19 protein-coding genes and 7 pseudogenes are annotated in these 24,601 nt (G+C 69.4%); 16 read left to right on the forward strand and 10 right to left on the reverse strand.

All coding sequences use genetic code 11. The features are described from left to right. Positions 1–276: 276 nt before the first annotated feature. Positions 277–1,140: pseudogene (locus QFZ76_RS49675) on the reverse strand (transposase); the annotation flags it as partial. A 196-nt stretch (positions 1,141–1,336) separates the two neighbouring features. Further along, complete coding sequence (locus tag QFZ76_RS49680) at positions 1,337–4,096, reverse strand: LuxR family transcriptional regulator (protein WP_307679837.1); 2,760 nt, start codon at positions 4,094–4,096, stop codon at positions 1,337–1,339. Positions 4,097–4,283: 187 nt separating this feature from the next. Between QFZ76_RS49680 and QFZ76_RS49685 the strand changes: the two genes are divergently transcribed. Both QFZ76_RS49685 and QFZ76_RS49690 read left to right on the forward strand, forming a co-directional pair. Beyond that, positions 4,284–5,165, forward strand: a complete 882-nt coding sequence (locus tag QFZ76_RS49685) for a hypothetical protein (RefSeq protein ID WP_307679838.1) — start codon at positions 4,284–4,286, stop codon at positions 5,163–5,165. A gap of 121 nt (positions 5,166–5,286) precedes the next feature. Next, positions 5,287–6,033 (forward strand): hypothetical protein, encoded by a 747-nt coding sequence (locus QFZ76_RS49690; RefSeq protein WP_307679839.1) that lies wholly within the window; start codon positions 5,287–5,289, stop codon positions 6,031–6,033. Between the two features lie 290 nt (positions 6,034–6,323). On the opposite strand, the gene QFZ76_RS49695 is transcribed toward QFZ76_RS49690, so the two are convergent. Beyond that, a complete protein-coding gene (locus tag QFZ76_RS49695; RefSeq protein ID WP_307679840.1) occupies positions 6,324–6,986 on the reverse strand; it encodes a GntR family transcriptional regulator in 663 nt (220 codons plus the stop codon). 129 nt (positions 6,987–7,115) lie between these two features. Between QFZ76_RS49695 and QFZ76_RS49700 the strand changes: the two genes are divergently transcribed. The 5 genes and pseudogenes from QFZ76_RS49700 to QFZ76_RS49720 all read left to right on the forward strand — a co-directional run bounded on the left by QFZ76_RS49700 (position 7,116) and on the right by QFZ76_RS49720 (position 10,565). Then, positions 7,116–7,547 carry a VOC family protein gene (locus QFZ76_RS49700; RefSeq protein WP_059211329.1) on the forward strand — a complete coding sequence of 144 codons (432 nt, stop codon included), beginning with the start codon at positions 7,116–7,118 and terminating at the stop codon, positions 7,545–7,547. A gap of 49 nt (positions 7,548–7,596) precedes the next feature. Next, complete coding sequence (locus tag QFZ76_RS49705) at positions 7,597–8,253, forward strand: NAD(P)H-binding protein (protein WP_307679841.1); 657 nt, start codon at positions 7,597–7,599, stop codon at positions 8,251–8,253. A gap of 48 nt (positions 8,254–8,301) precedes the next feature. After that, positions 8,302–8,703 (forward strand): RidA family protein, encoded by a 402-nt coding sequence (locus QFZ76_RS49710; protein WP_307679842.1) that lies wholly within the window; start codon positions 8,302–8,304, stop codon positions 8,701–8,703. Positions 8,704–8,705: 2 nt separating this feature from the next. Further along, a pseudogene (locus QFZ76_RS49715) lies at positions 8,706–9,373 on the forward strand (SDR family oxidoreductase). An 82-nt stretch (positions 9,374–9,455) separates the two neighbouring features. After that, on the forward strand, positions 9,456–10,565 hold the full coding sequence (locus QFZ76_RS49720) for an NADH:flavin oxidoreductase/NADH oxidase (protein WP_307679843.1): 1,110 nt from the start codon (positions 9,456–9,458) through the stop codon (positions 10,563–10,565). Between the two features lie 195 nt (positions 10,566–10,760). Here the strand turns inward: QFZ76_RS49720 and QFZ76_RS52130 are convergent. From QFZ76_RS52130 to QFZ76_RS49740, 4 genes and pseudogenes are all read right to left on the reverse strand, one after another. After that, positions 10,761–10,972, reverse strand: a pseudogene (locus tag QFZ76_RS52130) (IS6 family transposase); the annotation flags it as partial. A gap of 10 nt (positions 10,973–10,982) precedes the next feature. Further along, on the reverse strand, positions 10,983–11,246 hold the full coding sequence (locus QFZ76_RS49730) for a hypothetical protein (protein WP_373464587.1): 264 nt from the start codon (positions 11,244–11,246) through the stop codon (positions 10,983–10,985). A 25-nt stretch (positions 11,247–11,271) separates the two neighbouring features. Further along, positions 11,272–11,457, reverse strand: a complete 186-nt coding sequence (locus tag QFZ76_RS49735; RefSeq protein ID WP_307680401.1) for a hypothetical protein — start codon at positions 11,455–11,457, stop codon at positions 11,272–11,274. 474 nt (positions 11,458–11,931) lie between these two features. Further along, positions 11,932–12,375, reverse strand: a pseudogene (locus tag QFZ76_RS49740) (amidohydrolase family protein); the annotation flags it as partial. A gap of 126 nt (positions 12,376–12,501) precedes the next feature. Here QFZ76_RS49740 and QFZ76_RS49745 point away from each other — a divergent pair. Then, a pseudogene (locus tag QFZ76_RS49745) lies at positions 12,502–12,876 on the forward strand (IS1380 family transposase); the annotation flags it as partial. A 606-nt stretch (positions 12,877–13,482) separates the two neighbouring features. On the opposite strand, the gene QFZ76_RS49750 reads toward QFZ76_RS49745, so the two are convergent. Then, positions 13,483–13,626 carry a hypothetical protein gene (locus tag QFZ76_RS49750; protein ID WP_307679844.1) on the reverse strand — a complete coding sequence of 48 codons (144 nt, stop codon included), beginning with the start codon at positions 13,624–13,626 and terminating at the stop codon, positions 13,483–13,485. A 97-nt stretch (positions 13,627–13,723) separates the two neighbouring features. On the opposite strand from QFZ76_RS49750, the pseudogene QFZ76_RS49755 reads away from it, so the two are divergent. The 8 genes and pseudogenes from QFZ76_RS49755 to QFZ76_RS49790 form a co-directional block, all read left to right on the forward strand. Continuing rightward, positions 13,724–13,894: pseudogene (locus QFZ76_RS49755) on the forward strand (amidohydrolase family protein); the annotation flags it as partial. Continuing rightward, positions 13,895–14,257 (forward strand): annotated as a pseudogene (locus tag QFZ76_RS49760) (alpha/beta hydrolase); the annotation flags it as partial. 415 nt (positions 14,258–14,672) lie between these two features. Next, positions 14,673–15,650: an ABC transporter substrate-binding protein gene (locus QFZ76_RS49765; protein ID WP_307679845.1), complete on the forward strand. Its 978-nt coding sequence runs from the start codon at positions 14,673–14,675 to the stop codon at positions 15,648–15,650. Positions 15,651–15,748: 98 nt separating this feature from the next. Further along, entirely contained in the window at positions 15,749–16,519 is a 771-nt protein-coding gene (locus QFZ76_RS49770; RefSeq protein ID WP_307680375.1) for an ABC transporter permease, read from the forward strand. A 5-nt stretch (positions 16,520–16,524) separates the two neighbouring features. Next, entirely contained in the window at positions 16,525–17,316 is a 792-nt protein-coding gene (locus tag QFZ76_RS49775; protein ID WP_307679846.1) for an ABC transporter permease, read from the forward strand. 37 nt (positions 17,317–17,353) lie between these two features. Beyond that, entirely contained in the window at positions 17,354–18,211 is an 858-nt protein-coding gene (locus QFZ76_RS49780) for an ABC transporter ATP-binding protein (protein ID WP_307679847.1), read from the forward strand. 76 nt (positions 18,212–18,287) lie between these two features. Next, a protein-coding gene (locus tag QFZ76_RS49785) for an IS5 family transposase (RefSeq protein ID WP_373464362.1) occupies positions 18,288–19,273 on the forward strand; the annotation gives its coding sequence in 2 pieces (ribosomal slippage) (positions 18,288–18,695 and positions 18,698–19,273; 984 coding nt in all). Positions 19,274–19,419: 146 nt separating this feature from the next. Continuing rightward, positions 19,420–21,102 (forward strand): IclR family transcriptional regulator C-terminal domain-containing protein, encoded by a 1,683-nt coding sequence (locus QFZ76_RS49790; RefSeq protein WP_307679848.1) that lies wholly within the window; start codon positions 19,420–19,422, stop codon positions 21,100–21,102. Positions 21,103–21,291: 189 nt separating this feature from the next. Here the strand turns inward: QFZ76_RS49790 and QFZ76_RS49795 are convergent, their stop codons facing one another. After that, complete coding sequence (locus QFZ76_RS49795) at positions 21,292–22,959, reverse strand: amidohydrolase (protein ID WP_307679849.1); 1,668 nt, start codon at positions 22,957–22,959, stop codon at positions 21,292–21,294. 21 nt (positions 22,960–22,980) lie between these two features. Then, positions 22,981–24,486, reverse strand: coding sequence for an APC family permease (locus QFZ76_RS49800; RefSeq protein WP_307679850.1), 1,506 nt, complete (start codon positions 24,484–24,486; stop codon positions 22,981–22,983). Positions 24,487–24,601: the final 115 nt, after the last annotated feature.

Raw genomic sequence — 24,601 nt, forward strand, 5'->3', positions numbered from 1 at the left:
TCGCTCGGCGGTGTCTATCCCGAGTCTCGACGCTCAACCCGATGCCGACATCAGTCATCTGACCCGTTCGCTATGCCTTTAGCAGGTCAGGAGTATCGACAGGTATCGGAGCGGGAGACGGAGGCGCTCCCTTAGCTTGATCATTAACCTTGCTGCTGTTTCAGGCGGACGTGTTCGGTGAGGGTTTCGATTCGTTTCACGGTTTTCCCGGGCTCGTGACGTGGGGCTGGCCTGCGGTTCTTCGAGCCGGGTGGGCGTCCGGGTCCGGGCTTGGAGACCGCAGTGGTCGAGCCAGGGGCCACGGGCCTGCAAGCGGGGGTGCATCCGGTCCCAGGCGAAGGCTTCGGCCGTGCCGTAGCGGGTGGTGTCGCACGTCGTGGCCTGGTCGGGGGTGTGCCAGGACTCCGGCTTGGAGAAGGTGAGGACGCCGCCGTGCTTGCGGGGCTGTCCGCCACGTGGGGTTGAACGGCGTGGGCCGGCGTCCCGGAGCATGACGCGGTCCGAGCGGAGCCGGCCGACCAGCTCTACGGGCAGGTCGGCCAGGACGTAGGCGAGGCGGGTGACGTCGTAGCCGGTGTCCATCACGACGAGGATGTCCGCGTCGCCCGGCCGCCACTGCCCGGCGTGCACCAGCCGGGTGACCACATCCCGCAGCTGGGTGGCGGTCACCGCGGTGGCGTCGTCGGCCGGCCCGAGCCGGATCGCGTCCAGCACGGCCGTCCAGGACGTGCGTCCCGTCTCCAGCGCGGCGACGAAGGAGTAGGGCCAGCCGGGGATGAACTGATCCGCGCTGCGGCCTCGTCCGTAGACGTGGCAGAACAGCAGCTCCGGGCTGGTGGGGGCGTCGGGTCGCAGCCAGTTGCTCACGTCCACCGCGAGCACGATCCGCCCGTCGGCGGCACGCGGCAGTGGCGTGGAGGCCAGCAGCCTGCGCAGGCGGCGCGGCTCCAGCCAGCCGTGATTGACCGCGTCGTACATCGCCCCGTGCCCGCGCCGGTGCTCGGCCGTGAGCGTCAACTCGACCAGCGACGTCACCGGGCCGTCCGAGCACAGCACCGCGTCGGTGAGCTCGAAGAGCGCATCCGCCCGGGTGTAGAGGCAGTCGTAGAACTGGACACGAAAGTGGGACAGGACGCCCAACGCGGCGTCAGCGGTCTGTTCAGCGGCGAGACTTTTCACCAGCGGCCGTTCCTTCACGCGACGTTGCTCGACACCTCGAAGCGTGAAGAACGGCCGCCCTGCTGTCCCGGGAATGAACCAAGATCAGCGGGTCAGGTGAACGGCCGAGGTTAAACACCAAGCTTAGTCCGAGCCGCGGTCCTGTTGGTCGGTGGCCTTACGTGTCCGTTGGTTCGGCAAGCGCGTCCCGCAACGCTGCACGGCTGGTGACGCCGAGCTTGGGAAAGGCTTTGTAAAGGTGTCCACTGACCGTGCGCGGCGAGAGGAACAGTCGACTGCCGATCTCCTTGTTGCTGAGGCCGGCCGCTGCCATCTCAACGATGGCCAGCTCTTGAGGCGTGAGGAGAAGCGCCGCTGGCACCGCTCGCGTTGGGCGAAACTGTGGGTCCCCAGCGGCACGAAGCTCCTCGCTGACCCGTTCCGTCCAGGGCAATGCTCCGAGCCGATCAAAGGTCTGGAGCGCCGCGTGAAGGACCTCCTTGGCGCGCGTCGTATCGAGTACCCGGCGGAGACGCTCGCCGTAAGCCAGTTGGATGCGGGCCAGATCGAACGGCCAGCTTCCAGCGTTTGGTGTCTGCAACGCAGCCTCGAAGGCAGCTCGCCAGTGTTCACCGTCATTCACCATCGCCGTCGCTCCTGCCGTATGCAGAGCCAGGCGATCCGATATGAGTGGAAGATTCGCTGCGGTCATCGCGCTCGCGTGCCTGCGTGCGTCAGCGTCGCGCCCCGTCCTGAGCGCGGCCTCGACAACGTCGAAGGCGACCCAGAGGGCCTGAGGAACGAAGGGTGCGAACTCTCCAGGCGGACTGAGCTGGCAGGCCACCTGGTACGCCTCTTCCCAGTTGCCGTCGGCCACGGCCGCCAAGGTGAGTGGCTGGTGGGAGAACCTCTGCGCACCCCAGCTCCGACGGGGAGCGCACGCATTGCCGATCTCGCCGACGAGCTGCCTGGCACGGCCCGTGTTGCCACGCCCAGCGGCGAGCAGCGCGTGGATATAGGCGAAGTACCAGGCGCCGTTCATGTAGTCGTACTCATCGCAGACGCTGGCCCCCTCGTCCGCGAGCGTCTGGGCCTCCCGCCAGTTGCCGTGCAGGAACTCGTCAATGCCGAGGTGTGCTAGCGAACGGGCGTACGGTCGGGCTGGTCCCTCGTTGCGCCCCTCCTGCACGAATCGCCAGGCGCTCGTGCTATACACCTCGACCAGATCCAGGTACATGGCTGCGAGGGTGAGCGACAGGACAACCGCAGGTTCGAGGATATCGTGACGCTCGCCCAAGGAGATCAGCGTCGGCCGCGCCGCTGCGCCCGTCCGAGCCGGATCACCGATCGCCTGGCTCTCGGCCCGCAGGGCGGCGGGCACCTCAGGGGTCAACCGCTGCAGGCAGTTGAAGTAGCCCCGCCACAGGTCCGCATCGCCGGCGTACGAGCAAAGCATTAGCCAGCTCCGGAACGTGTCGATGAGTTCATGGTTCTCGGCGCTCCAGCCGTGGCCACCAGCGGCGACGGCACTCTCAACGAATTTCAGCGCCGTGTGGTAGTCGCCGTCTCCGTTGACTGAAATCTGTGCGCGAGCGGCCACCGCATACAGCGACCCGGGTCCCCCGCCGAGGCCGATGTGCGAGTCCGCGAGCAGCTGGGACGCCTGGGAGAACTCGCCGGTGACATCAGAGCCGAGATAGGCCGCCTCAGCAAGCCTGCGCGACTTGTCTTCATCGCGGGGGCTCAGGTAGGCAGCTCGAATTATGGCCGTGCTGGCGCCGACAGCGTCTCCGCGGGCGAACGACCGTTGGGCGAGCTGCTCGAGAAGTCGTGCCACATGTTCGTCGGGGCCCACTGCGGCGCTGGAGAGATGCCATGCACGGCGGTCCGGTCGGTCCGCCAGGGCGGCCGCGAGCGCGCGGTGAATCGCTCTCCTCTCCAAGCTCGTCGACGATCCCACGAGAGCCGAACGCATCAGTGGGTGCCGGAAGTCGACTATGCCGGTCGCATCATCGATCACCAGCGCCCCCACCGCCTCCGCCGGTGCCAGGTCCTCGATCGAGAGACCGACAGCAAGCAGCTCCCGCAGGTCCCGGCGACCGTCCAGCGCCAACATCAGCAGCGCGCGACGAGTCTGGGCCGGAAGTGCATCGATGCGGGCGGCGAAGGACTCCTCCAGCCGCCGCGGTAGGGACAGCGCAGCCGCCGCCGCGTCGGACTCGGCCTCGGGAAGACGAGCCAGCGACGCTCCCCATTCGACCAGCGCGAGCGGGTACCCAGCAGCCCGGTCCACGATTCGTTGGCGCGTGCGCGGAGCAAGCATCGGAAACTGGCGCAGGAGGAGTTGCTGTGCATCTTCTCGGACGAGGGGATGCACGCTCAGTGACCTCAGTCCATGACTGTCGAATCGCGCCGCCTCACCCAGGCGGAGGGCGCCGACGAAACCGATGCGGTGCCCCGCGAGCCGGCGGGCGATGAACGCGAGGACCGATGCAGTGGACGTGTCCAGCCATTGGAGGTCATCCACCACGAGTAACACGGGTCCCTGTCGAGCGGCGAGTACGAGGAGGGCGAGTGCGGCTGTGCAGACGGCGACCGGGTCCGTCGTCCCTGCCCCCGCCCCGAGGTCGAGCGCGGACCTGAGCGCGGCCGCGGATGACGCGTCGAGGGCCTCCACCTCCGTGAGGATCGGGCGAAGAAGCTGATGCAGCACACCGAAGCTCAGATCCGCCTCGAACTGGACGCCAGATGCCGAAAGAACCCGGGCACCGCGGTCCGTCGCGACCTCCGAGCACAGCGTCAGGAGTCGCGTCTTCCCGACACCGGCATCCCCATGGAGAACGCAAGTACCACCCTTGGTCAGGGCCTCGTCGACGAACGCGTGGAGGTCATCGATGTCCGGCTCCCGGCCGAACAAGGGTTGCGCATGTTCCGACACGATCGCCACCTCGCAATCTCGCGGCTCGTGACTCCGATGCGGTGCGCGGCTTCCCGGTCGACACCTCCGGCGAGCGGCCGGCTCATCCAGCATCTTACCGCTCAGCCGAGCAGCGGCCCGGGAACATGGCCAGGCAGCCGGGGCGCGCGAGATCGAGTTCGCCCCGGCTCTGGGGGACGACCTGAAGGTGGAGACGGGCACCGGCTACCTCCAGCCGGGCGGCCTGGTCGTGCACACCGGCTGGTCCCGCCCGCTGGACGGCGCACCGAACGAGCGGAGCCAGCACCCCGCCTACGAAGGCAGCAGCGTCCAGTGCTGGAACATCTCCACGCCCGACGGGCACCGCGCGAGCCGCTTCCCGTACCTGACCCGCCCGGACGCGGCCTCGGCTGCGGCGCGCATCGTGGCCAGCCTGCCCGGCGGGCTGTGGCCTGCCGACGCCGACACGGCGGCGCTGCTGCCGCTCGCCCTGGAGGCCTCCGAAACGCCGGCCATGCTGCCCCTCGCACACAAGGGCAAGCCCGACTGGGGCTCCGGGCTCGGGGGCGACCTCGCTGACTTCTGGATGCCCGACACCCGGGCCGCGTACGAGCGGTTGATCGAGGCCCACGGGCGGATCCCGAAGAACTGCCAGGCGTGCGCCAAGAGGGTGCGTGAGCAGAAGCGCCTCGGCTGGATGCCCCGGACCAGTCACTGGCCCCTGTGGTCGGTGCAGGGCCACCGCGGACAGCTTGTCCGTCCGCACTGCTACTGCACCGCCTGCATGCGCATCGACGTGTCCATGGGAACGTTCGGCCCGGGCGTCGACCAGGAGGGCCAGACCGTCCCGGGCGCCATGGCCATCTACCCCTACAGCGCCGTCCCGGGCGTGGTCGACCCCGACATGGACCGCGGCGAGCGGCCCTTCGCCTGGTTCAGCTACTTCCTCAGTGAGGGCGGGTGCGTCGTCATCGATGAGCGCCCCACCGTGGGGCTCTGGCCGACAGGCGTGCGGCATGACGACGCTATGTTCTGCGAGACCGGAATCACCGGAGAGTTCGGCGTCGACGACGTCACTCTCGGCTCCTAGCACGGATCACCGAAGTTCGAGCCAAGACGTGGGCGGACGCCGGATCCCCGGGAGGCGATCCGGCGTCATCCGCCCTGCCGCGCAAGTGCTCCGATTCCTTCCCCTTCGCGGAGGCACCCTGATGATCACCCGAACCTCTTCGGTCCTGACACACGCCGGCATACCGGCCGACCTCGTCCCGGCGGGCAGCAGCGACCCCGCGTCGTACCGCCTGCCCACGTGGTACGACGAGCAGCACGCCCGGGAGAACGCGACCCGCTACCTGCCCCGCACCGAGGTGGAGGCGACGATCCGCCGCTACCTGGAGGTGAAGCAGACCAGCGAGCTCCTGGGGAACATCCCGGGCGCCGAGCTCAGCACCGAGCAGTGGCACTCCCTGTGGGCTGCGGACGGTGAGCTCAACGACCTGTACGCGCGGCTCGACCACGCCTGCGCTCTGATCTACCTGCCGGACGGATACCGGCCGTCGTACTTCGACCACCTGGCCGAGGCCTACCAGACGGGCGAGATCGTGCCCGTCCGTACGGTGCCGATGGTCGGGAACCTGCCCGTCGAGCACCACGCCTCCCTCGGCGTCTCACGGAAGCCGCTGTCGCGGGTGCCGGAGGGAGCACGCGTCGAGGCCACCGTGTCGATCGCCTCGAACCGGCAGGCCAACGGGTACGTGCGCCTGCTGCTGCAGGACGAGGCGGGGCAGGCGGCACACGCCCGGATCCGCGACGACCGCTGCGCCGCGGCCGACCAGGTCCTCGGGCGCCTGCTCCAGGTCGGCGACCGGGTGGTGGTACGCGGCTATGCGGAGCAGGAGCCGGTCCTGCCCACCGGTATCAAGACCATCGACGTCTTCACCGTCCAGGCCGCGGCATGAGCACGCCCGCCGCGCCGAAGCTGTGGGCCGCCGGCATCGAGGAGACACCCGGCAGGCTCGCCGGGTGGCTCGATGCCTGCCGACGGCGGCGCGCCGAGGCTCTGCGCTGCCCTCGAATGCGGCTGCGGCCTCGATCGGACGGTCGACAGCCTTGGGGACCAGCGGAACAGCCAGTAACGCTAAGCACTCGATCATGGCCGTGAAGGCGGGATGCCTGCCTCCCGGCTCCGTCGGACTTGTGTTCATTGGACGCCCGGGCCGCCTGTCGTCATTCGATCGTCTGCCGACACTCAGGCAGTGGTTCCGGCGACCACGTCGACGGCGTGGCGCCGGTGTGCTGCGAAGAGGTCGAGGGCGGTGTTGGTGTCCCGGGCGCGCAGTGCGGTGACGAGTCCGTGGTGCTCGCGCGGGATGCAGTCGAGGTAGCCGACGGTGCTGCGGCTGATCCGGGTCAGCAGGAACAGGTGGACCTGGCACCGTATGCCGTCCCAGGCGTCGGCGAGGCGCTGGTGCCCTGCGGCGGCGAACACCGCGTCGTGGAAGGCGATGTCCAGGCGCACCATCTCGTGCGCATCGCCGGCCCGCTCCATCATGTCGGCCGTCTTCGCGATGGAGGCGAGGTCCTCGTCCGAGGCGTGGGCGATTACCTGCCGTACGGCGAGGTCCTCCAGCGCGCCGCGCAGGCTGTCGAGCTCAGCCACGTCCTCGGCGGACAGCGTCGTCACCGTCGTGCCCCGGTGCCACGCACAGTGCACCAGGCCCTCGCGCTCCAGCAGCCGCAGCGCCTCGCGCACCGGGCCGCGGCTGACGTCCATCTCGCCGGACAGCTCCACCTCGCGCAGCTGCTCGCCCGGGGCGTAGGCCCCGTTGAAGATGGCCTCGCGGATACGGTCCGCAACCTCATCGGCCAGACCTCGGCGGCGGGCCGGGGCCACCTTGCCCTGATCACTCATGCCTGAATTGCACCTCCTCCACTGATGCCCTAATGTTAACATTCGAATGTTGTCGTGATGTAGACATTAGGACAAGTTGAGCGGGTTGGCCCACGGGCAGCGCCGCTCCCCGGCAGGAAGGGCAGTGCCATGACCGTTCTCGACTCCCCGATCCCCCGCTTCCATTTGGCCGTGCCGGTCGACGACCTGGCTGCCGCGCGCCGCTTCTACGGCGACGTCCTGGGCCTGGAGCAGGGCCGCAGTGCGGACACGTGGGTGGACTGGAATCTGCACGGCCATCAGTTCGTCACGCACCTCGCGCCGGAGCGCGCGCAGCGCATACACAACCCGGTCGACGGCCACGACGTACCCGTGCCGCACTTCGGCCTGGTTCTGACGGTCGAGGCCTTCCAGGAGTTTGCCGAGCGGCTGCGTGCGGCGGGCACCGAGTTCGTCATCGAGCCGTACGTGCGTTTCGCGGGCCAGAAGGGCGAGCAGTGGACGATGTTCCTCCTCGACCCGGCCGGCAACGCGCTGGAGTTCAAGGCGTTCGCCGACGACTCCCAGGTGTTCGCCGCCTGACCGGCGGCCGGCACCACCCACCCCCACACGCGAAAGACGGGACGAGCTCATGAAGGTGTTCCAGATCGGCGCCGCCGGAGGAGTCGGCCGCCGCCTTACTCCACTCCTCACCGCACGCGGTGACCTTGTGACCGGCATGCACCGCGGGCAGCCCGCTCAGGGTGAGACGGTGCGGGCGGCCGGCGGGACTCCGGTGGTCGGTGATCTCATCGCCGACTCGGTCGAGGATCTGGCCGGCAAGATGCGCGGCCATGACGCCGTGGTCTTCTCGGCCGGCGCACATGGCACCGGTCAGGACAAGACGACCCTGATCGACGGCCGTGGCCTTCAAAAGGCCGCCGACGCGGCCGCGCTGGCCGGGGCGGCGCGGTTCGTCCTCGTCTCGGTGTTCCCCGAGGCGCTGCGCGACGGGACACGTAGTGAGGGCTTCGAGCACTACATCAAGGTCAAGAAAACCGCCGACGTCTATCTGACGCGCACCGATCTGGACTGGCTGATCGTCCGTCCCGGAACCCTTCTGGACACCCCCGGCACCGGCCGGGTCACCGCCGGTCCCGCCGTCGAGTACGGCGACGTGCACCGCGACGACGTCGCCGCGTTCCTCGACGCCGCCCTGCACGCGCCTGCCCTCAGCCGCGTGATCGTCGAACTCACCTCCGGTGACACCCCCGTCGCGGACGCCGTCACCCGCCTCGCGGCCGCCTGAGCTCACACCCGCACCTCAACCACAGCACCATCAGCAAGGAGAAGCACCATGACCGCCATCGATTCCTACAGCCACGACGTCTCCGGCGAGGAGGAGTTCGGTTTCGCCCAGGCCATCAAGGTCGGCGACACGATCTACGTCTCCGGGCAGCTCTCGCACGACGAGCAGGGCAACTTCCTCTACCCGGGCGACTTCGACGCCCAGCTGAAGCAGTCCTACGCCAACTTCGAGAAGGTGCTCGCCCACTACGGCGCCACCCGCAACCAGGTCGTCTCCGAGACCCAGTTCATCGTGGACCTGCCGAAGTACAACATGGCGATGGCCGCGGCGAACCTGGCCTACTTCGGTGACCACCGCCCCACCAGCTCCACCATCGGCGCCGCCTCGCTGTTCTTCCCGGGCCAGCTCATCGAGGTCAACTTCGTCCTCGACACCCGTCTGCCGGCCTGATCATGAAGGTCGTGATCGCCGGAGGGCACGGCAAGGTCGCCCTTCTCCTGGAGCAGCTGCTGTCCCGGCGCGGCGATGTGGTCACCGGCCTCATCCGCAACCCGGCCCAGGCCGAGGCGTTGGAGGAGGCCGGGCCCAGGCCCGGCTCGTGGATCTGGAGAAGGCCACCGCCGACGAGGTCGCCCGGCATCTGACGGGTGCCGACGTGGTGGTTTTCGCCGCTGGGGCGGGTTCCGGGAGTTTGGTGGGCCGTAAGGACAGCGTGGACCGCGGCGCGGCGATCCTGCTGGCGGACGCCGCCGAGAGTGCCGGTGTCGGACGCTATCTGCTGCTCTCCGCCATGGGCGCCGATCTGCGCGTTGTCGATGACGAGAGCCTCGACCCGGTCTTCCGTACCTATCTGCGGGCCAAGCTCGCGGCCGAGAGCGCGATGCGGCCCCGGTCCGCGCTCCGGGCGACGATCGTCCGCCCCGGCTTGCTCGACGACACCCCTGGCACCGGCCGGGTCACGCTCGCCGAGCGGACCGGTCCGGGCCCCATCTCCCGGGCCGATGTCGCCGCCGTCCTGCTGGCGCTGCTCGACGAACCGCGGCTGACCGGCCGGACCGTCGAGGTCATCGGCGGCGCCACCCCTATCGCGGATGCCGTGGCGGCCCACGCCGCCCACTGAACTGTCCGTTCCGCCTCTCCCCTCGTCTCCCCATCGACGGAGTTGTCCCGGCCGGCGATGCCCCACCTGAAAGAGAAACACCGTGAGCACTCTGTTCACCCCCCTCAAGCTGCGCTCCCTCCAGATACCCAACCGGGTGTGGATGTCGCCGATGTGCATGTACTCCGCCGCCCCCACCGGCCTGGAGACCGGCGCGCCGACCGACTTCCACCTCACCCACCTGGCCTCACGCGCCGCCGGTGGCACGGGCCTGGTCATGGCCGAGGCCACCGGGGTCCGCCCCGACGGACGGATCAGCCCCTGGGACCTTGGCCTGTGGAACGACCGTCAGCAGGAGGCGTTTGCCAGGATCACCCAGGCCATCAAGGCGTACGGCGCCGTCCCGGCCATCCAGCTCGCCCACGCTGGCCGCAAGGCTTCCGTCGACAAGCCCTGGCTGTCCGACCGGTACGTGCCCCGGAGCGAGGGCGGCTGGCAGACGGTGGCGCCCAGCGCGGTCGCGTACGACGGCCTGCCCGTCCCGCACGAGCTGACCGTGGCCGAGATCCAGCAGCTGGTAGCCGACTTCGCCGACTCCGCCAAGCGCGCCCTGGCCGCCGGCTTCCAGGTCGCCGAGGTGCACGGCGCCCACGGCTACCTCATCAACTCCTTCCTCTCCCCGGTCTCCAACCACCGCACCGACGCCTACGGCGGCAGCTTCGAGAACCGGATCCGCTTCGCCCTGGAGGTCGTCGACGCGGTGCGCGCCGTGTGGCCCGCCGAGCTGCCGGTTTTCTTCCGCACCTCGGCGACCGACTGGCTGACCGAGAACCCCGAGGACACCCGCGAGGGCTGGACCGGTGAGGACACCGTCCGCCTCGCCAAGGAACTGACCGCTCACGGCGTCGACCTGCTCGACGTCTCGACCGGCGGCATGGTCCGCGACGCGAAGATCGTCGCCAGGCCGAACTACCAGGTGCCGTTCGCCGCCCAGGCCCGCAACCAGGCCGGCATCCCCACCGCCGCCGTAGGCATCATCACCGACCCCCACCAGGCCGAAGAGATCATCACCTCCGGGCAGGCGGACGCCGTCCTGCTCGGCCGTGAACTGCTGCGCGACCCCTACTGGCCGCAGCACGCCGCCCTCGCCCTGGGCGCCGAGCCGCGCTGGCCGGACCAGTACGCCTACGTCGTCAAGCGCCGCAAGCACTGACCCCCGCCCTGCTCCGCACCTGGCCGTCCAGCCCTCACCAGGGGCCGACGCGCTGCCCCCTCTCACTGGGAGATCCCCATGAACCACCTTGAAGGCAAGGTCGTCGTCATCACCGGCGCCGGCGTTGTCACGTTGTTGGGTGTGCGCGGGCCTGATGGTGTGCCAGGGCGTGGTCGGCTCGGGTGCCAGCCTGGGTCAGGCCGTTGCGGCCGTGCCGACGACTCCGGTGACGTGGTCCCAGATGGCGAAGCGGATGGCCATTTCCGCTCAACAGTCGGGGGCGGTGAGCAGGTGGCGGTGGGGTCGACAGTGGGGTGAATGCCGCTGAACGCGGACAGAAACCGCTGGGCCCCGCCCGCGGAGCGGAAGCCCTTCATCGCCCGTTCCCGCTTCCTGGTGGGCTGAGGCCGTAAAACATCAACCTGGTGTAGTGGTCGTGTCCCGTGGCATGGTCGGTATGGCGGAGGCGAGCAGTGCGTGTGCGTCGGTGAACCGTTGTGCGGCGGTGGTTGAGGTGTATCCGACTCGGGCCAGGAGGGGCCGGACGTCGTTGAGGGAGTTGCCGATGGTGCTCTCGCTGACTTCGAATGCGTCGGCGAGGACCTGCCGGGTGCACAGGCCCCGTTTGTAGAGGACGGTCGCCAGGACGCGTTCGGCATCAGTGATCTTCTGGCGGAACACGCCGCCGCGGGTTCCGGGCAGGCGGTCACCGCCGCGCCGTCGGTGGCGTCGCTCTGACGCCGCGCTCGAGCATCAGCTCCTCGACCTCACGGAAGCTGAGCGGGCATCGGTGGTACAGCCACACGCAGTGGGAGATCACCTCGACCGGGTACCGGGCCCCCTGTACGACGGCGACGTGCTCTCCACGGACGACCCCTCCCAGCATGATCAACCCGAACAGCATCCCACCCGATCAACCAACGTGACAGCGCCCTTTCGGATGCTCGCCTGTCGCCCGACGTCACCTTCGACCGCGACTGCGTCGATCCCAACCAGCGCTTCCGACTCTGACTCACTCCCGCGGCGCACAACGAACTCGCCGAGGTCCACTGCATCGTCCATGAGGCTGTCAGTTCGCACCAGAAACCCGTCCTGCCCCCGGTCCTCTATCGCGGACCAGGTCGTAAGGATCTGCGGGTGAGTGTGCGGTCGGTAGAACGCTGGCGGCGGGCCTGGCGTGAGGGCGGGGTGGAGGCCCTGCGCTCGGCAGGGCCTGCGAACTTCTCCGACCGTCACCGATGCCCAGTTCCTGGTGGTCGAGGAGAAACTCGGCAAGTGGCTCACCACCATCCGCCTCCCGCCGTATGCACCCGGCCTCAACCCCGTCGAGGTCATCTGGTCACTCGTGCGCAGAGCAATGGCCAACTCAGGCGTCCTGGGCCGCGTGGACTCGCTGCCCTTCGACGAAGGTCTCAAGGACGCGGGTGGCGGCGATCTCCTCGGGCGGACCCGCGAACGGGTCACGGTCGAGGACGACGAGATCGGCCGACTTGCCGGCGGTGATGCTGCCGGTGATGTCGTCGAGGTGGTTCACGTAGGCGCTGCCCGCCGTGTACGCGGCGATGGCGGCGCCCAGGTCGAGGCGCTGCTCCGGGAGGAAGGCCGGGGTGTCCTCGGGCGCGCCGGGGGCGATCCGGTTGACGGCGACATGGATGGTCTGGAGCGGGTCGGGACTGCTGACCGGCCAGTCGCTACCGGCGGCCAGGGTCGCGCCGGCGCGCAGCAGATCACCGAAGGGGTACTGCCGGGCGCCGCGTTCCGCACCGAGGAAGGGCAGGGTCAGTTCGTCCATCTGCGGTTCGTGGGCGGCCCGCGTCCGTGGGGCGCATCCAGGCCATCAGGGCCGCGCTCAGGCCCACGCCCCAAAGGGCCGTGCGGTCGAAGCGGTTCGCCTGGGCACGCAGGAAGTAGCCCGTGCCGGCCAGATCGGAGGCCGCTTCGGCCCCGCGGGACCGGGCATGATGCGGGCCGGATTGCCACCGACCTGGTCGTGATGCTCGCCGATGGCGGCGAGGCCATCGCGGATCTGGCCGTACTGCGGGACGAGGCAGGGTTGTTCGGCCCCGTCGCCTCGACACTGACGGTCTGGCGGCTGCTCGCCGACACCGACGAGAGGACACTGACCGCTCTGCGCTCGTCCGTGCGCAGGCCCGAGGTCGCCTGGCTGCAGGCCGCGGAGCATGGCGAGGGCATATCCGCAGTCCGGGCCGCGGGACGCGTTCTGCCCGGTTTGGTCCTGGACCTCGACGTCACGCTGGTCACCTGTCACTCCGAGAAAGAGCGCGCATTCCACCGATGCTGGCGGCGATCGCCGCGGTCCTGGTCCTCAGCACGGCGGCCGGGGTCACCGCCCCCGCAACCTCACCCGGAGTAAAAGAAGTGAACGTCAACAAGGACCTCGCCTACGCGCCCGCCGAACCGCCGGGCACCCAGGGCTACCTGCTGGACCTCTACGTACCGCGGTCACAGCGGCCAGTACCGTTGGTGATCTTCTCGAGCGGCTCGGGCTGGCTGGCGGACAGCGGACACCAGGGCGCCGACGACGTCGCCGCGCAGCTCAATACCACCAGAGCCGCCTGCTCTACGACAAACTGGCCTCCGCGGGTAACGACGCACGCCTCCGGCTGTGCCCCCGGGCCGATGCCGTCACACCGGCGAGGCACCGGCCCCTCCGTGGGGCGGACGGGTATCCGGCGGGAGAAGAGATCGCTGAACGTCCACGCCGTCGACCTTCTTCATCTCCGATCTCCTGGCGCCTCCCGGATCGAAGTAGCGTGTCGCCCGGAGAAACCCGCCTGCGACCGGCCACGCCGTAGGGGCAACGGCCGGGAAACCCGAGCTGGGACGCTGAGGGGGCAGGGGCCGAGGGTGGTTGGACCACGGCTTCGGGCCAACACGGCTCAGGTGTCCGGTCGGCTCACTTCGGTGTCGGCCGCAGGTGCTGCTTCAGGAAGGAGACGACGGTCTGCCACGACGGGGTCGCGGGACGCGCCGGCGTGGTCTGGCCGTTGTGTGCGGTCTCCTCGTAGGCGTCCCGGCGTGTGTCCGGGTCGTTGAGCATGTCGAGGAACGGGCCGTGCCCGGCGCGGTCATGTTGGCGTACGCGCCGACGATGGCGTCCTGCCAGGCGGTGACGCCATAGGAGTGCAGGAAGGTCTGGGCACGTGGTCCACTTCCACGCGCTCGGCGACCGCGCGGTGCGCGAGGCGCTCGACGCCGTGGAGGCCGCCCGTACGGCCAACGGGTGGCGCGACACACGGCACCATCTGGCGCATCTCCAGGTCGTGCACCCGCACGACGTTCCGCGCTTCCGCGCACTCGGCGCGAGCACCAAACGCATCGCGATCATGGGTGATTCCTCGGGCGGCTGGACCACGGCGATGGCCGCGGTCACCGGGAACATCCCGTACCTGGAGGGCGATGTCGGCGTACGCGGACCCTCCAGCGCCGTCCAGGCGGCCGTGCCGTTCTACCCGCCGACCGACTTCCTGCAAATGGACGCCCACATGCTGAACGACTGCAAGCCGTTCAACGGGGTGTTCGGGCTCACTGACTGCCACTCCGACGCCCGCTCTCCCGAGTCACTACTGCTGGGCTGCCCGATCAAGGACTGCCCCGACGAGGTCGCCGTCGCGAACCCCCTCAGCCACATCAGAGACCGGCGCACCCCGCCGAGCACCCGACCGCCATGAGTGCGGCCGGCGGGGGCGCAGCGATGTGCCGTGCGGACGTCGAAGCAGCATTCTCACTTCTCTTCGAACGGTGGGGATGCTGCTCGCCTTGGAGGTACGGGAGGTTCCCGGGACGGCGCCTTGCTCATTTGTTCGTCTAGTGAACTGAGATTCACTGATTGCGCTGTGAGTCTCGGGGCATGGCGGGTCACTGTCAATGCTGTGGACCGAGTTGATCCCGTCGGTGTCATGCGGCCGGGACTCCCGGGGAAAAGGTCGCTGATCGCGGGCGGGTGTGGACGGGTCTCGGCTCCCGAAACTGGCGGCGGCCACCTATTGACCTCACTGAGAGCAGAGCCCTAATGTCCCGCTTGCCGTGTTCGGCACACGAAATATTGTGCGCTCAGCGCACATGAACCCCGACAGGAGGGGCCGTATGCGAAGGCGCGTTCTCGGTCTTGCCATAGCTGTGGTGACGGTCGCGGCTGCGGCCGGATGTGGATCCTCTTCGTCCTCGACCGGCGGTTCGCCGTCCTCGGACGGGAGTAAGACCACGCAGGTCACCGTCGGGATCATCCCGATCGTCGATGTGGCCCCGCTGTACCTGGGGCAGAAGCAGGGATTCTTCAGCAAGCGTGGAATCGACCTGAAGATGGAGCTCGCCCAGGGCGGCGCCGCGATCGTCCCCGGCGTGGTGAGCGGTCAGTTCCAGTTCGGGTTCAGCAACACCACGTCTTTGATGCTCGCCCAGACCAAGGGTGTGCCGATCAAGTCCGTGGTCAACGGGGTGGCCACCAACGGGAAGGTCGGGGCCGACGTCACCGGCGTCGCCGTCAAGAAGGACAGCTCCATCAAGTCCGCCAAGGACCTTGCCGGCAAGAAGGTGGCGGTCAACACCCTGCAGAACATCGGGGACACCACGGTCCGCGAGTCGGTACGCAAGGCCGGCGGCGACCCCACGAAGGTCAAGTTCCTGGAGATGCCCTTCGACCAGATGCCGGCCGCTCTGGACGGCGGGCAGGTGGACGCCGCCTGGATGGGTGAGCCCGCGCTGACCATCGCCAAGGGCCAGGGTGCCCGCGTCGTGGCCTCTCCGTTCGCCGAGACCGACCCGAAGCTCACCGTGGCGACGTACTTCACCTCCACCAAGCTGCTCAAGGAGAACCCCGGCCTGGTGAAGAAGTTCACCGAGGCCATGACCGAGTCGCTGACGTACGCCTCTGAACACCCCGACGAGGCACGCCAGATCCTCACCACCTACACCAAGATCGACGCCCAGGTGGTGCAGAAGCTCACGCTGCCGAGCTGGCCCACAAAGATCGACATGGCTTCCCTGGAGAAGCTGGCCTCGCTCGGCGAGGAGGACGGCATCTTCGGCGACAAGAAGCCGGACCTGGACGCACTGTTCTCATGAGCGAGTCCGGGAGCACTTCTGTGCTGACAAAGACGCTCGCTGGCGCCGGGACCGACACGGGTCCCGGCGGGCCGGGGGGCGGCCGGGTCCGGCGCTCTCTGGACGGAGCCGTCACCCCGCTGCGAGGCCTGGCCGGCCTGGCCGGGCTGGTGGTGCTGCTGGAGGTGCTGCCGCACACACCTCTGGTGTCCGCCGACTACCTCCCGCCCGCGTCGGAGATGGCCGAGGCCCTGTGGCATCTCCTCGCCGAGGCCGCGTTCTGGACCGCGCTGGGTGACACTCTGACCGGGTGGGGCCTGGGCCTGGCCATCGCCGTCGTGACGGGGGTGGTAGCCGGAATCGTGATCGGTTCCGTGCCCGTGCTGCGGGCCGTCACCTCCTCCACCATCGAGTTCCTGCGGCCGATCCCGTCCGTGGCCCTGATCCCGGTGGCGGTACTGCTCTACGGCACTGACCTGAGGTCGAAACTGCTGCTCGTGGTGTACGCCTCGTTCTGGCAGGTGCTCGTCCAGGTGCTGGCCGGCATGCAGGATGTCGACCCGGTCGCGGACGACACCGCCCGCAGTTACCAACTGGGCGTCCGGGGCCGGGTGCGGTACGTCATGTGGCCCACCGCGCTGCCCTATGTGATGACGGGCCTCAGACTGGCGGCCACCGTGGCACTCGTCCTCACCATCACCGCCGAACTCGTCATTGGCGCGCCCGGGCTGGGCAACCAGGTCGCCGTGGCGCAGACCTCCGGCGCCGTGCCGCGGGTCTACGCCCTGGTCCTGGTCACCGGGTTGCTGGGCGTCGCGATCAACCTGGTGGCGCGGGCCGTTGAGCGGCGGGTGCTGCACTGGCACCAATCGATACGCAGGGAAGGGTGAGCCGGATGATCCGCACGACTGTCCTCACCGCGGCCCGCAGGGTCCTGCTGGTCCTGGGCATGCCCGCGGTTCTGTTCGCTGTGTGGTGGTTCGCCACCGCCGACAGCACAGACTTCTACGTCCCGCCGCTCGCCACCATTCTGCAGAAGTTCGGGGAGGTCTGGACGGTCGAGCGGCTGCTGTCCGACGTGGTGCCGAGCCTGATCCGGCTGGTCGCCGGCTATCTCCTCGCCGTCGTCGTCGGGGTGGGGCTCGGCCTGGTGGTCGGCATGAGCCGCGTCGTGCGGGATGTCCTGGAGCCCGTCCTGGAACTCTTCCGGGCCATCCCGCCCCCGGTGCTCGTGCCCGTCATCATGCTGTTCGCCGGCATCGGCGACACCATGAAGGTGATCGTCATCGTCAGCGGCTGTATGTGGCCGATCCTGCTCAACACCGTCGAAGGCGTCCGCGCCGGCGACGAGGTGCTCAGTGACACCTGCCGCTCCTACGGCATCACCGGCGTCGCGCGCCTGCGGCACCTGGTGCTGCGCTCGGCCAGCCCGCAGATCGTCACCGGTATGCGCCAGGCCCTGTCCATCGCGATCATCCTCATGGTCATCAGCGAGATGTTCGCCGCCATCAACGGCCTCGGCTTCACCATCGTGCAGTTCCAGCGCTCCTTCGCCATCCCCGAGATGTGGAGCGGCGTCCTGCTGCTCGGCCTGCTCGGATTCGCCCTGTCGCTGCTCTTCCGCTTCGCCGAGAACCGGGTCCTGGCCTGGTACCACGGCCTGCGCCGCGCGCAGCGCAACCCCTGACACCGCGCCCGGCGCAACCCCCGACAAGGAGACGTCGATGCTCGACGTACGCAACCTGCAGAAGATCTACACCGGCCGCAACCGCAACGTCGAAGCCCTGCGGAACCTGACTTTCCACATCGGTGCCGGTGAACTCGTGTGCCTGGTCGGCCCGTCGGGATGCGGCAAGACCACACTGCTGAAATGCATGGCGGGACTGCTCACCCCGACCGGCGGCGAGGTAACCCTGGACGGCCACCCGGTCACCGGGCCCCCGCCCGGCATGGCCGTGGTCTTCCAGGAGTACGGCCGCTCCCTGTTCGCCTGGATGAACGTACGCGACAACGTCGCCCTGCCCTTGCGCCGCAAGAAGCTCGGCAAGACCCGCGAGAAGGAGCTGGTGGACCACGCCCTGGAGGTCGTCGGCCTCGCCGACGCCCACCAGGCCTACCCATGGCAGCTCTCCGGCGGCATGCAGCAGCGCGTCGCCATCGCCCGCGCCGTCGCCTTCGAACCGAAGGTGCTGCTCATGGACGAACCCTTCGCCGCCGTCGACGCCCAGACCCGTGCCGAACTGGAGGACCTCATCCGGCACCTGTGGCGGGAGCTGGGCGTCACCGTCCTGTTCGTCACCCACGACATCGACGAAGCCGTCTACCTCGGCCAGCGCACCATCATCCTGTCCACCTCACCGACCGTGGTGCAGGAGGACCTGACCATCGATCTCCCCGACGAACGCGACCAGTTGCACACCCGCTCCAGCACGCGCTTCGCCGAACTGCGTGCCCACGTGTACGAACAGATCCAGCGCGCCAAACACCACAACGGCGACGCGGAGGCGCCGAAGGACGATGACCCCGACACGCTGACGGACGACCGCAGTCACGACCTCGCCGTGCAGAACACGGAGTCCTAGGTCCTGTCTGGAGCTCGGATCAGGAGTTCGGTAGATCGCCTGCGCGCGGGGGCTCGGTCTTGATAGGCCGTCAGTCATGGCGCGAGGCGATCTCACCGATGAGCAGTGGGCCCTGATCGAGCCCCATCTCCCGATTGCCGCGGTTGGGCCCATCCCCGACCTGCGGAAACATTTCAACGCGGTGATGTGGCGGTTCCGGACCGGTAGCCCCTGGCGTGACCTGCCGACCGAGTTCGGGCCCTGGCAGAGCGCGTACGACCGCTTCCGGATCTGGGCGACGCGTGGCGTCTTCCAGGACCTGATGCACACAGTGATCGCCGAGGCCGCTGCCCGCGGCCAGGCTGATCTGGGCCTGGTCAGCGTGGACTCTGCGACCGCCCGGGCCCACCACCACGCCGCCGGGATGGCCCTGGACCCCGAGCAGTTGGCGGCCTTGGAAATGGCCGTCGAGGCCGAAAAGGGGGCGAGGACAAGGAGCAAAGAACGCAGGACGGACAGGCCGAGGACGAGGCGCGCGTCGAGCGGCGACGGGTCCACCGACGACACCGGGCCCGCTTGAAAGCCGCCGAGCTGGGGCGTTCCCGGGGCGGACTGACGAGCAAGATCCATGTGGCGGCCGACCGACGCTGTCGCCCGCTTGCGTTCGTCCTCACGCCCGGGCAGGCCGGCGACAGTCCGCAGTTCGCCCCGGTCCTGGAACGGGTGAAAGTGCGCGGCCCGGTCGGGCGCCCGCGGACCCGGCCGGATGCAGTGGCCGCGGACAAGGCGTACTCGTCCCGACGCAACCGCCGCTACCTGCGACAACGCGGGATCCGAGCCGTGATCCCGGAGAAGGCCGACCAGGCTGCGAACCGCAAGAAGCGTGGCAGGGCCGGCGGGCGGCCAGTCTCGCACGACGCGACACTCTACAAAGAGCGCAACACCGTGGAACGGTGCATCAACCGGCTGCGGAACTGGCGCGGTATCGCTACCCGGTACGACAAGACCCCGGAGAGCTACGAGGCCGGACTGCACCTGTGTGGTGCGATGCTCTGGCTCCGCAGCATCGCACCACACTCGTGATTCGAATTCCAGACAGGGCCTAGGGCGCCGGTCCGTCCCCCATGAGTGCCGTGCCGCCCGGCGTCGCGACCGCACCGGTCTGCCGGTCCGCTGCCCTCGCCAGGCATCATGCACTACAGAGACGAGACTGCCGCCGCGGAGAGAACATGACATCGACCCACGCAGTGCCGCCCGCCGACCCCGTGGCGGTGCCCGCGCCGCCCGAGGAGGCCGTTGCCCCCCTCATGCGTGGGATCGCCGTGCTGCGCGGGCTCACCGACGCCGGAGGGGCGGCCGGCCTCAGCGATCTGGGACGGACCACCGGGCTGGCCCGCTCCACCATCGACCGGGTCGCCGGAACCCTCGCCCGCATGGGGTACGTGCACCTGGACGGCAGCAACGCCGTCCTGGCCCCCCGCCTGATGGAGCTGGGCAACGCGTACCTTGCCGCTCTGCGCCTCCCCGACCTGTTGCGCAATCACGCCGACGGCCTCGCCGACGAACTCGATGAGTCGGTTTCCCTCGCGGTGGCGGACGGCGACGGCATCCGCTTCATCCACCAGGCCATCCGCCGACGCGCCCTGTCGCTGAGCTTCCGCATCGGCGACCTGCTGCCCGCCGAACGCACCGCCCCCGGCCCGCTGCTGGCAACCGACTGGAGCGCGCAGGACTGGGCGCGGTGGCGGGAGCGGCGACTCGCCGACCCCGAGGACCTCGGCTTCCCGGCCATCCCCCCGCGCTCGCGCAGCGCCGACGCCGTGGACTTCGAACGGCGAGTGGAACAGGCCCGCCTGCACGGCTGGGCCCTGGACGACCAGTTGATCGAGCCGGGTCTCGTGGCGGCATCCGTTCCGGTTCGCGCTCCGGACGGTCGGATCGCCTGTGTGGCGAGTGCCGTGAGCCACACCAGCAGACGCAGCGCGGACTCGCTGCGTGACTCCCTTCTGCCCAGACTCCGTACCGCGGTCGCCGCCATGGAAAGGGAGTTGGCCGCTGCCCCGCAGCCCGAAGCGCCGAGCGCCCCGTCCGGCCTCGCCGCCTGGACGAGCGCCTCGAAGCAGGAACTGGGCGGGGAGTTCATCACCTCGCTGGCCCGCGGCCTGACCGTGGTCACAGCGTTCGGCGAGGGCCGCGCGGAGCTGACCCTCTCCCAGGTCGCCGAACGAACCGGCCTGCCGCGGGCCACGGCACGCCGCGCCCTGATCACCCTCCAGCACCTCGGCCATGTCACGGTCAGCGGCCGGTCGTTCAGGCTCACTCCACGGGTTCTCGCGCTCGGTTTCCCGCCGCTGTCCAAGACGACGCTCACCCGGATCGCGCACCCCCATCTCGCCGCCCTCACCCGGCGGGTGCGGGACTCGACGTCCCTGTCCGTACTCACCGGCGACGACGTCCAGTGCGCGGCCTCGGTCCCCGCAGGCCGCATCATGGACGTCGACATCGCCGTGGGCGCACGCGTACCCGCCTACGCCACGTCCACGGGCCGGATCCTGCTGGCGGGTCTGCCGGCCGAGGGACGTACCGAACGGCTGGCCCAGGTGCGGATGGCGCCGCTGACCTCCCGCACCGTCACCCGGCCCACCGTCCTCAAGGCGATCCTCGACCGAGTGCGCGAGGAGGGGTACGCCCTGGTCGAGGAAGAGATGGAAGAAGGCCTGCGCTCGATCGCCGTTGCCGTACGTGACCGCGACGGCAGCGTTATCGCGGCGATCAACGTCAACATGCACAGCAGCCGCCGCTCGGCTGAGGAATGTGTCGAGGACATCCTGCCGGAACTGCGTGACACGGCTGCTCGTATAGAGGGTGACCTGCATATAACCGGTCGATTCGTCCGCGTACCAACCGTCTGAACGGCCGGGGCCGGGATGCCCCACTGAGCATGACGAAGAGTTGAGTGTGCGATCCGCAAGGCCGCTCCGATGACCCTGTGGGGCGACGAGGGCCCCTACGGCGGGCGCCCCGCCGTCCCCGGCCGAACCGTCGACGACGCCGCCGCGGAGATCGGCCGGTCGCAGCACTGATCTCCGCGACCGGCAGGCTCAGGCGTCCTGGGCCGCGTGGACTCGCTGCCCTTCGACGAAGGTCTCAAGGACGCGGGTGGCGGCGATCTCCTCGGGCGGACCCGCGAACGGGTCACGGTCGAGGACGACGAGATCGGCCGACTTGCCGACGGTGATGCTGCCGGTGATGTCGTCGAGGTGGTTCACGTAGGCGCTGCCCGCCGTGTACGCGGCGATGGCGGCGCCCAGGTCGAGGCGCTGCTCCGGGAGGAAGGCCGGGGTGTCCTCGGGCGCGCCGGGGGCGATCCGGTTGACGGCGACATGGATGGCCTGGAGCGGGTCGGGACTGCTGACCGGCCAGTCGCTACCGGCGGCCAGGGTCGCGCCGGCGCGCAGCAGATCACCGAAGGGGTACTGCCGGGCGCCGCGTTCCGCACCGAGGAAGGGCAGGGTCAGTTCGTCCATCTGCGGTTCGTGGGCGGCCCACAGCATCTGCAGGTTGGTGCTCGCGCCGAGTGCGCGGAAGCGCGGGATGTCGTGCGGGTGCACGACCTGGAGATGCGCCAGATGGTGCCGTGTGTCGCGCCACCCGTTGGCCGTACGGGCGGACTCCACGGCGTCGAGCGCCTCGCGCACCGCGCGGTCGCCGAGCGCGTGGAAGTGGACCTGGAAGCCCGACGCGTCCAGCTCGGTGACGTACTTCCTCAGCTCTCCCGGCTCGACGAAGCTGATGCCGCTGTTGCCTGAGGCGCAGCCGCAACCGGTCAGATAGGGGTCGAGCATCGCGGCGGTGTGGTTCTCCGCGATGCCGTCCTGCATGACCTTCACGGTGGTCGCGCGGAACCGGTCCCGGTTCAACTCCTCGCGGCGGGCGATGAGTTCGGGGATCTGTTCGGCGCCCCGCTCGCGGTCCCACCACAGAGCGCCGACCACACGGGCGGTGAGCAGACCCCGGTCGACAGCGGCCACATAGGCGGGCGCCGGGTCGCTCATGTTGGCGTACGCGCCGACGATGGCGTCCTGCCAGGCGGTGACGCCATAGGAGTGCAGGACGGCCTGGGCACGGAGCAGTGCGGCGAGTTGCTCCTCCGGCGTGGGATCCGGAACGAGCCTTCCCACGAGGTGGACGGCTCCCTCCTGGAGCATGCCGGTCGGGTTGCCGTCGGCGTCGCGCTCGATACGGCCGTCGGTGGGGTCGGGCGTACGGGCGTCGATGCCCGCGCGCTCCAGGGCCCGGGTGTTGACCCAGGCGCCGTGGTGGTCGCGGTTGGGCAGGAAGACGGGCCGGTCCGGGACGATCGCGTCGAGAGCCGCGGCGGTGGGAGCGCCGCCGGGGAACGCCTCCAGGGACCAGCCGCCGCCGGTGATCCACTCGACGTCCGGGTGCCGGCCGGCGTATGCCTTGATCCTGCGCAGGTACTCGGCCGGGTCGACCGTGTCGGCAAGGTGGCACAGGCCGAGTTCGAGGCCCGCGCCCTGCGGGTGAACGTGGGCGTCCTGGAAGCCGGGCAGCAGCAGTTTGCCGGCGAGGTCGACGACCTCGGTGCGCGGGCCGATCAGCTCGTGCACCTCGTCGTGGCCGACGGCGGCGATCCGCCCGCCGCGCACGGCCACGGCGGTGGCGCGGCTGCGTGCGGGATCGACGGTGTGCACGGGGCCGCCCGTGAGGACGAGATCGGCCGGCCCCGTGACCTGGGGATGCGACATGGGAAGGAACTCCATGGGGGGTCAGACCGTCGTACGGTCCATCGGAAGAGTGAGGGACTCGGCATCGGTGCCGCGCCCCGTCGTGAAGTACGGCGAGTGCCGGACGTACTTGGCCACGGCGGCCATGCCCAGGCCGGCGAGCACGATCGCGGCGGGCAGCGAGAACATGAACCAGCCGTTGTCCGGGCTGAGTTCGAAGTGGTCGCTCATGGTCAGGTACGAGTATCCGAGGTAGCCGCCGAGGCCGAGCATGATCAGGCCGGACACGGCGGGCACGCCGACGGCGAGCAGCGCCTCCCGTGCACCTTCGTGACGTGCGGAGCGGAAGCGTACGGCGCAGGCGAGCGCGGTGAGGCCGTAATAGAGGGCGACGATCAGGCCGATGGCGTTGACGGCGGCCAGCAGCATCTCGCTCAACTTGGGAAGCGCGACGGCGAGCAGGGCGATCACGCTGGCGATGGACATCACGACGACCGTGCCGGCGGCGGGGGTGCCGTAGCGGGGGTGGATCCGGGTCCACACCGGTCCCATCGTACGGTCGCGGCTCATGGCGAACAGGCCGCGTGCCGTGGGGATCAGAGTGGCCTGGACGGAGGCGACGGCGGAGAACATCAGCGCGACCAAGGGGAGGGTGGCCCAGGGTTCGGCGGCCAGTTTCTCGCCGAGGTACGGCAGGGCCTGGGGGCCGTTTCTGACGAGTTCGGCCAGGCTCATCTCCCGCTGGAAGGCGACCGAGGCGAAGAGGAACAGACCGAGCATCGCGAAGAGGGCGATGAGGCCTCCGCGGGCCGCGTCGCCCGGGCTCTTCGTCTCCTCGGTGACGCTGAAGGCCGCGTCCCAACCCCAGAAGAAGAAGACCGCGAGGACCATGCCCTGGGCGAAGGTGGTGCCGCTGGAGATCTCGAAGGGGTTGAACCAGGACAGGGATATGGCGTGGTCACCGGTGATCAGGGCCCAGCCGCAGAAGGCCAGCAGCACGGCGTACTCGAAGATCAGGAGGGCGAACTGGAAGCGGGTGGCGGCCCGCACCCCGGTGACGGCCAGGGCGGTGAGGGCGAGGAGGATCACCAGTCCGACCGCCGTGGTGACACCGGTGGACGTCGGATCGAGGGCGATGCCGGCGAGGCTGTGCAGGCCCGCCTTGTTGGCGAAGATCAGCACGACCGAGCCCATGATCGCGCTGGTGTAGGCGCAGAAGATGACCGACCCGACCAGGGTGACCCAGCCGGTCAGGAAGCCGGGCCAGGGACCGAGGGCCTTGCCGACCCAGACGTAGCCGTTGCCGCAGTTCGGTTCCGAGCGGTTCAGGCGGGCGTAGGCGGTGGCGATGCCCAGGACCGGCAGGAAGGCCAGGAGCAGCAGTGCCGGGGCCTGGAGGCCCACGATGGTCGCGATCGTGCCCATGCCGATGGCGATGCTGGTGGTGGCCGCGGTGCTGGACGCGGCGATGGCTACGCCGTCGACGACGCCGAGGGAACGGCGCAGAGCCGAGCCCGGCGCGGAGGACAGGGGCGGTGCGGACGACATGGAGGGCTCCTCGGGGACGGGAGACGGGGAAGAGCCGCGCGGTGAGGTGATGGAACCGCTGACGTCCACATTGGGTCAACCCTGTTGACGTAAGGCGCCGTGGGTCGTTCACTGT

Source organism: Streptomyces sp. V4I2, from assembly GCF_030817655.1.
In the GTDB taxonomy this organism is placed as follows: domain Bacteria; phylum Actinomycetota; class Actinomycetes; order Streptomycetales; family Streptomycetaceae; genus Streptomyces; species Streptomyces plumbiresistens.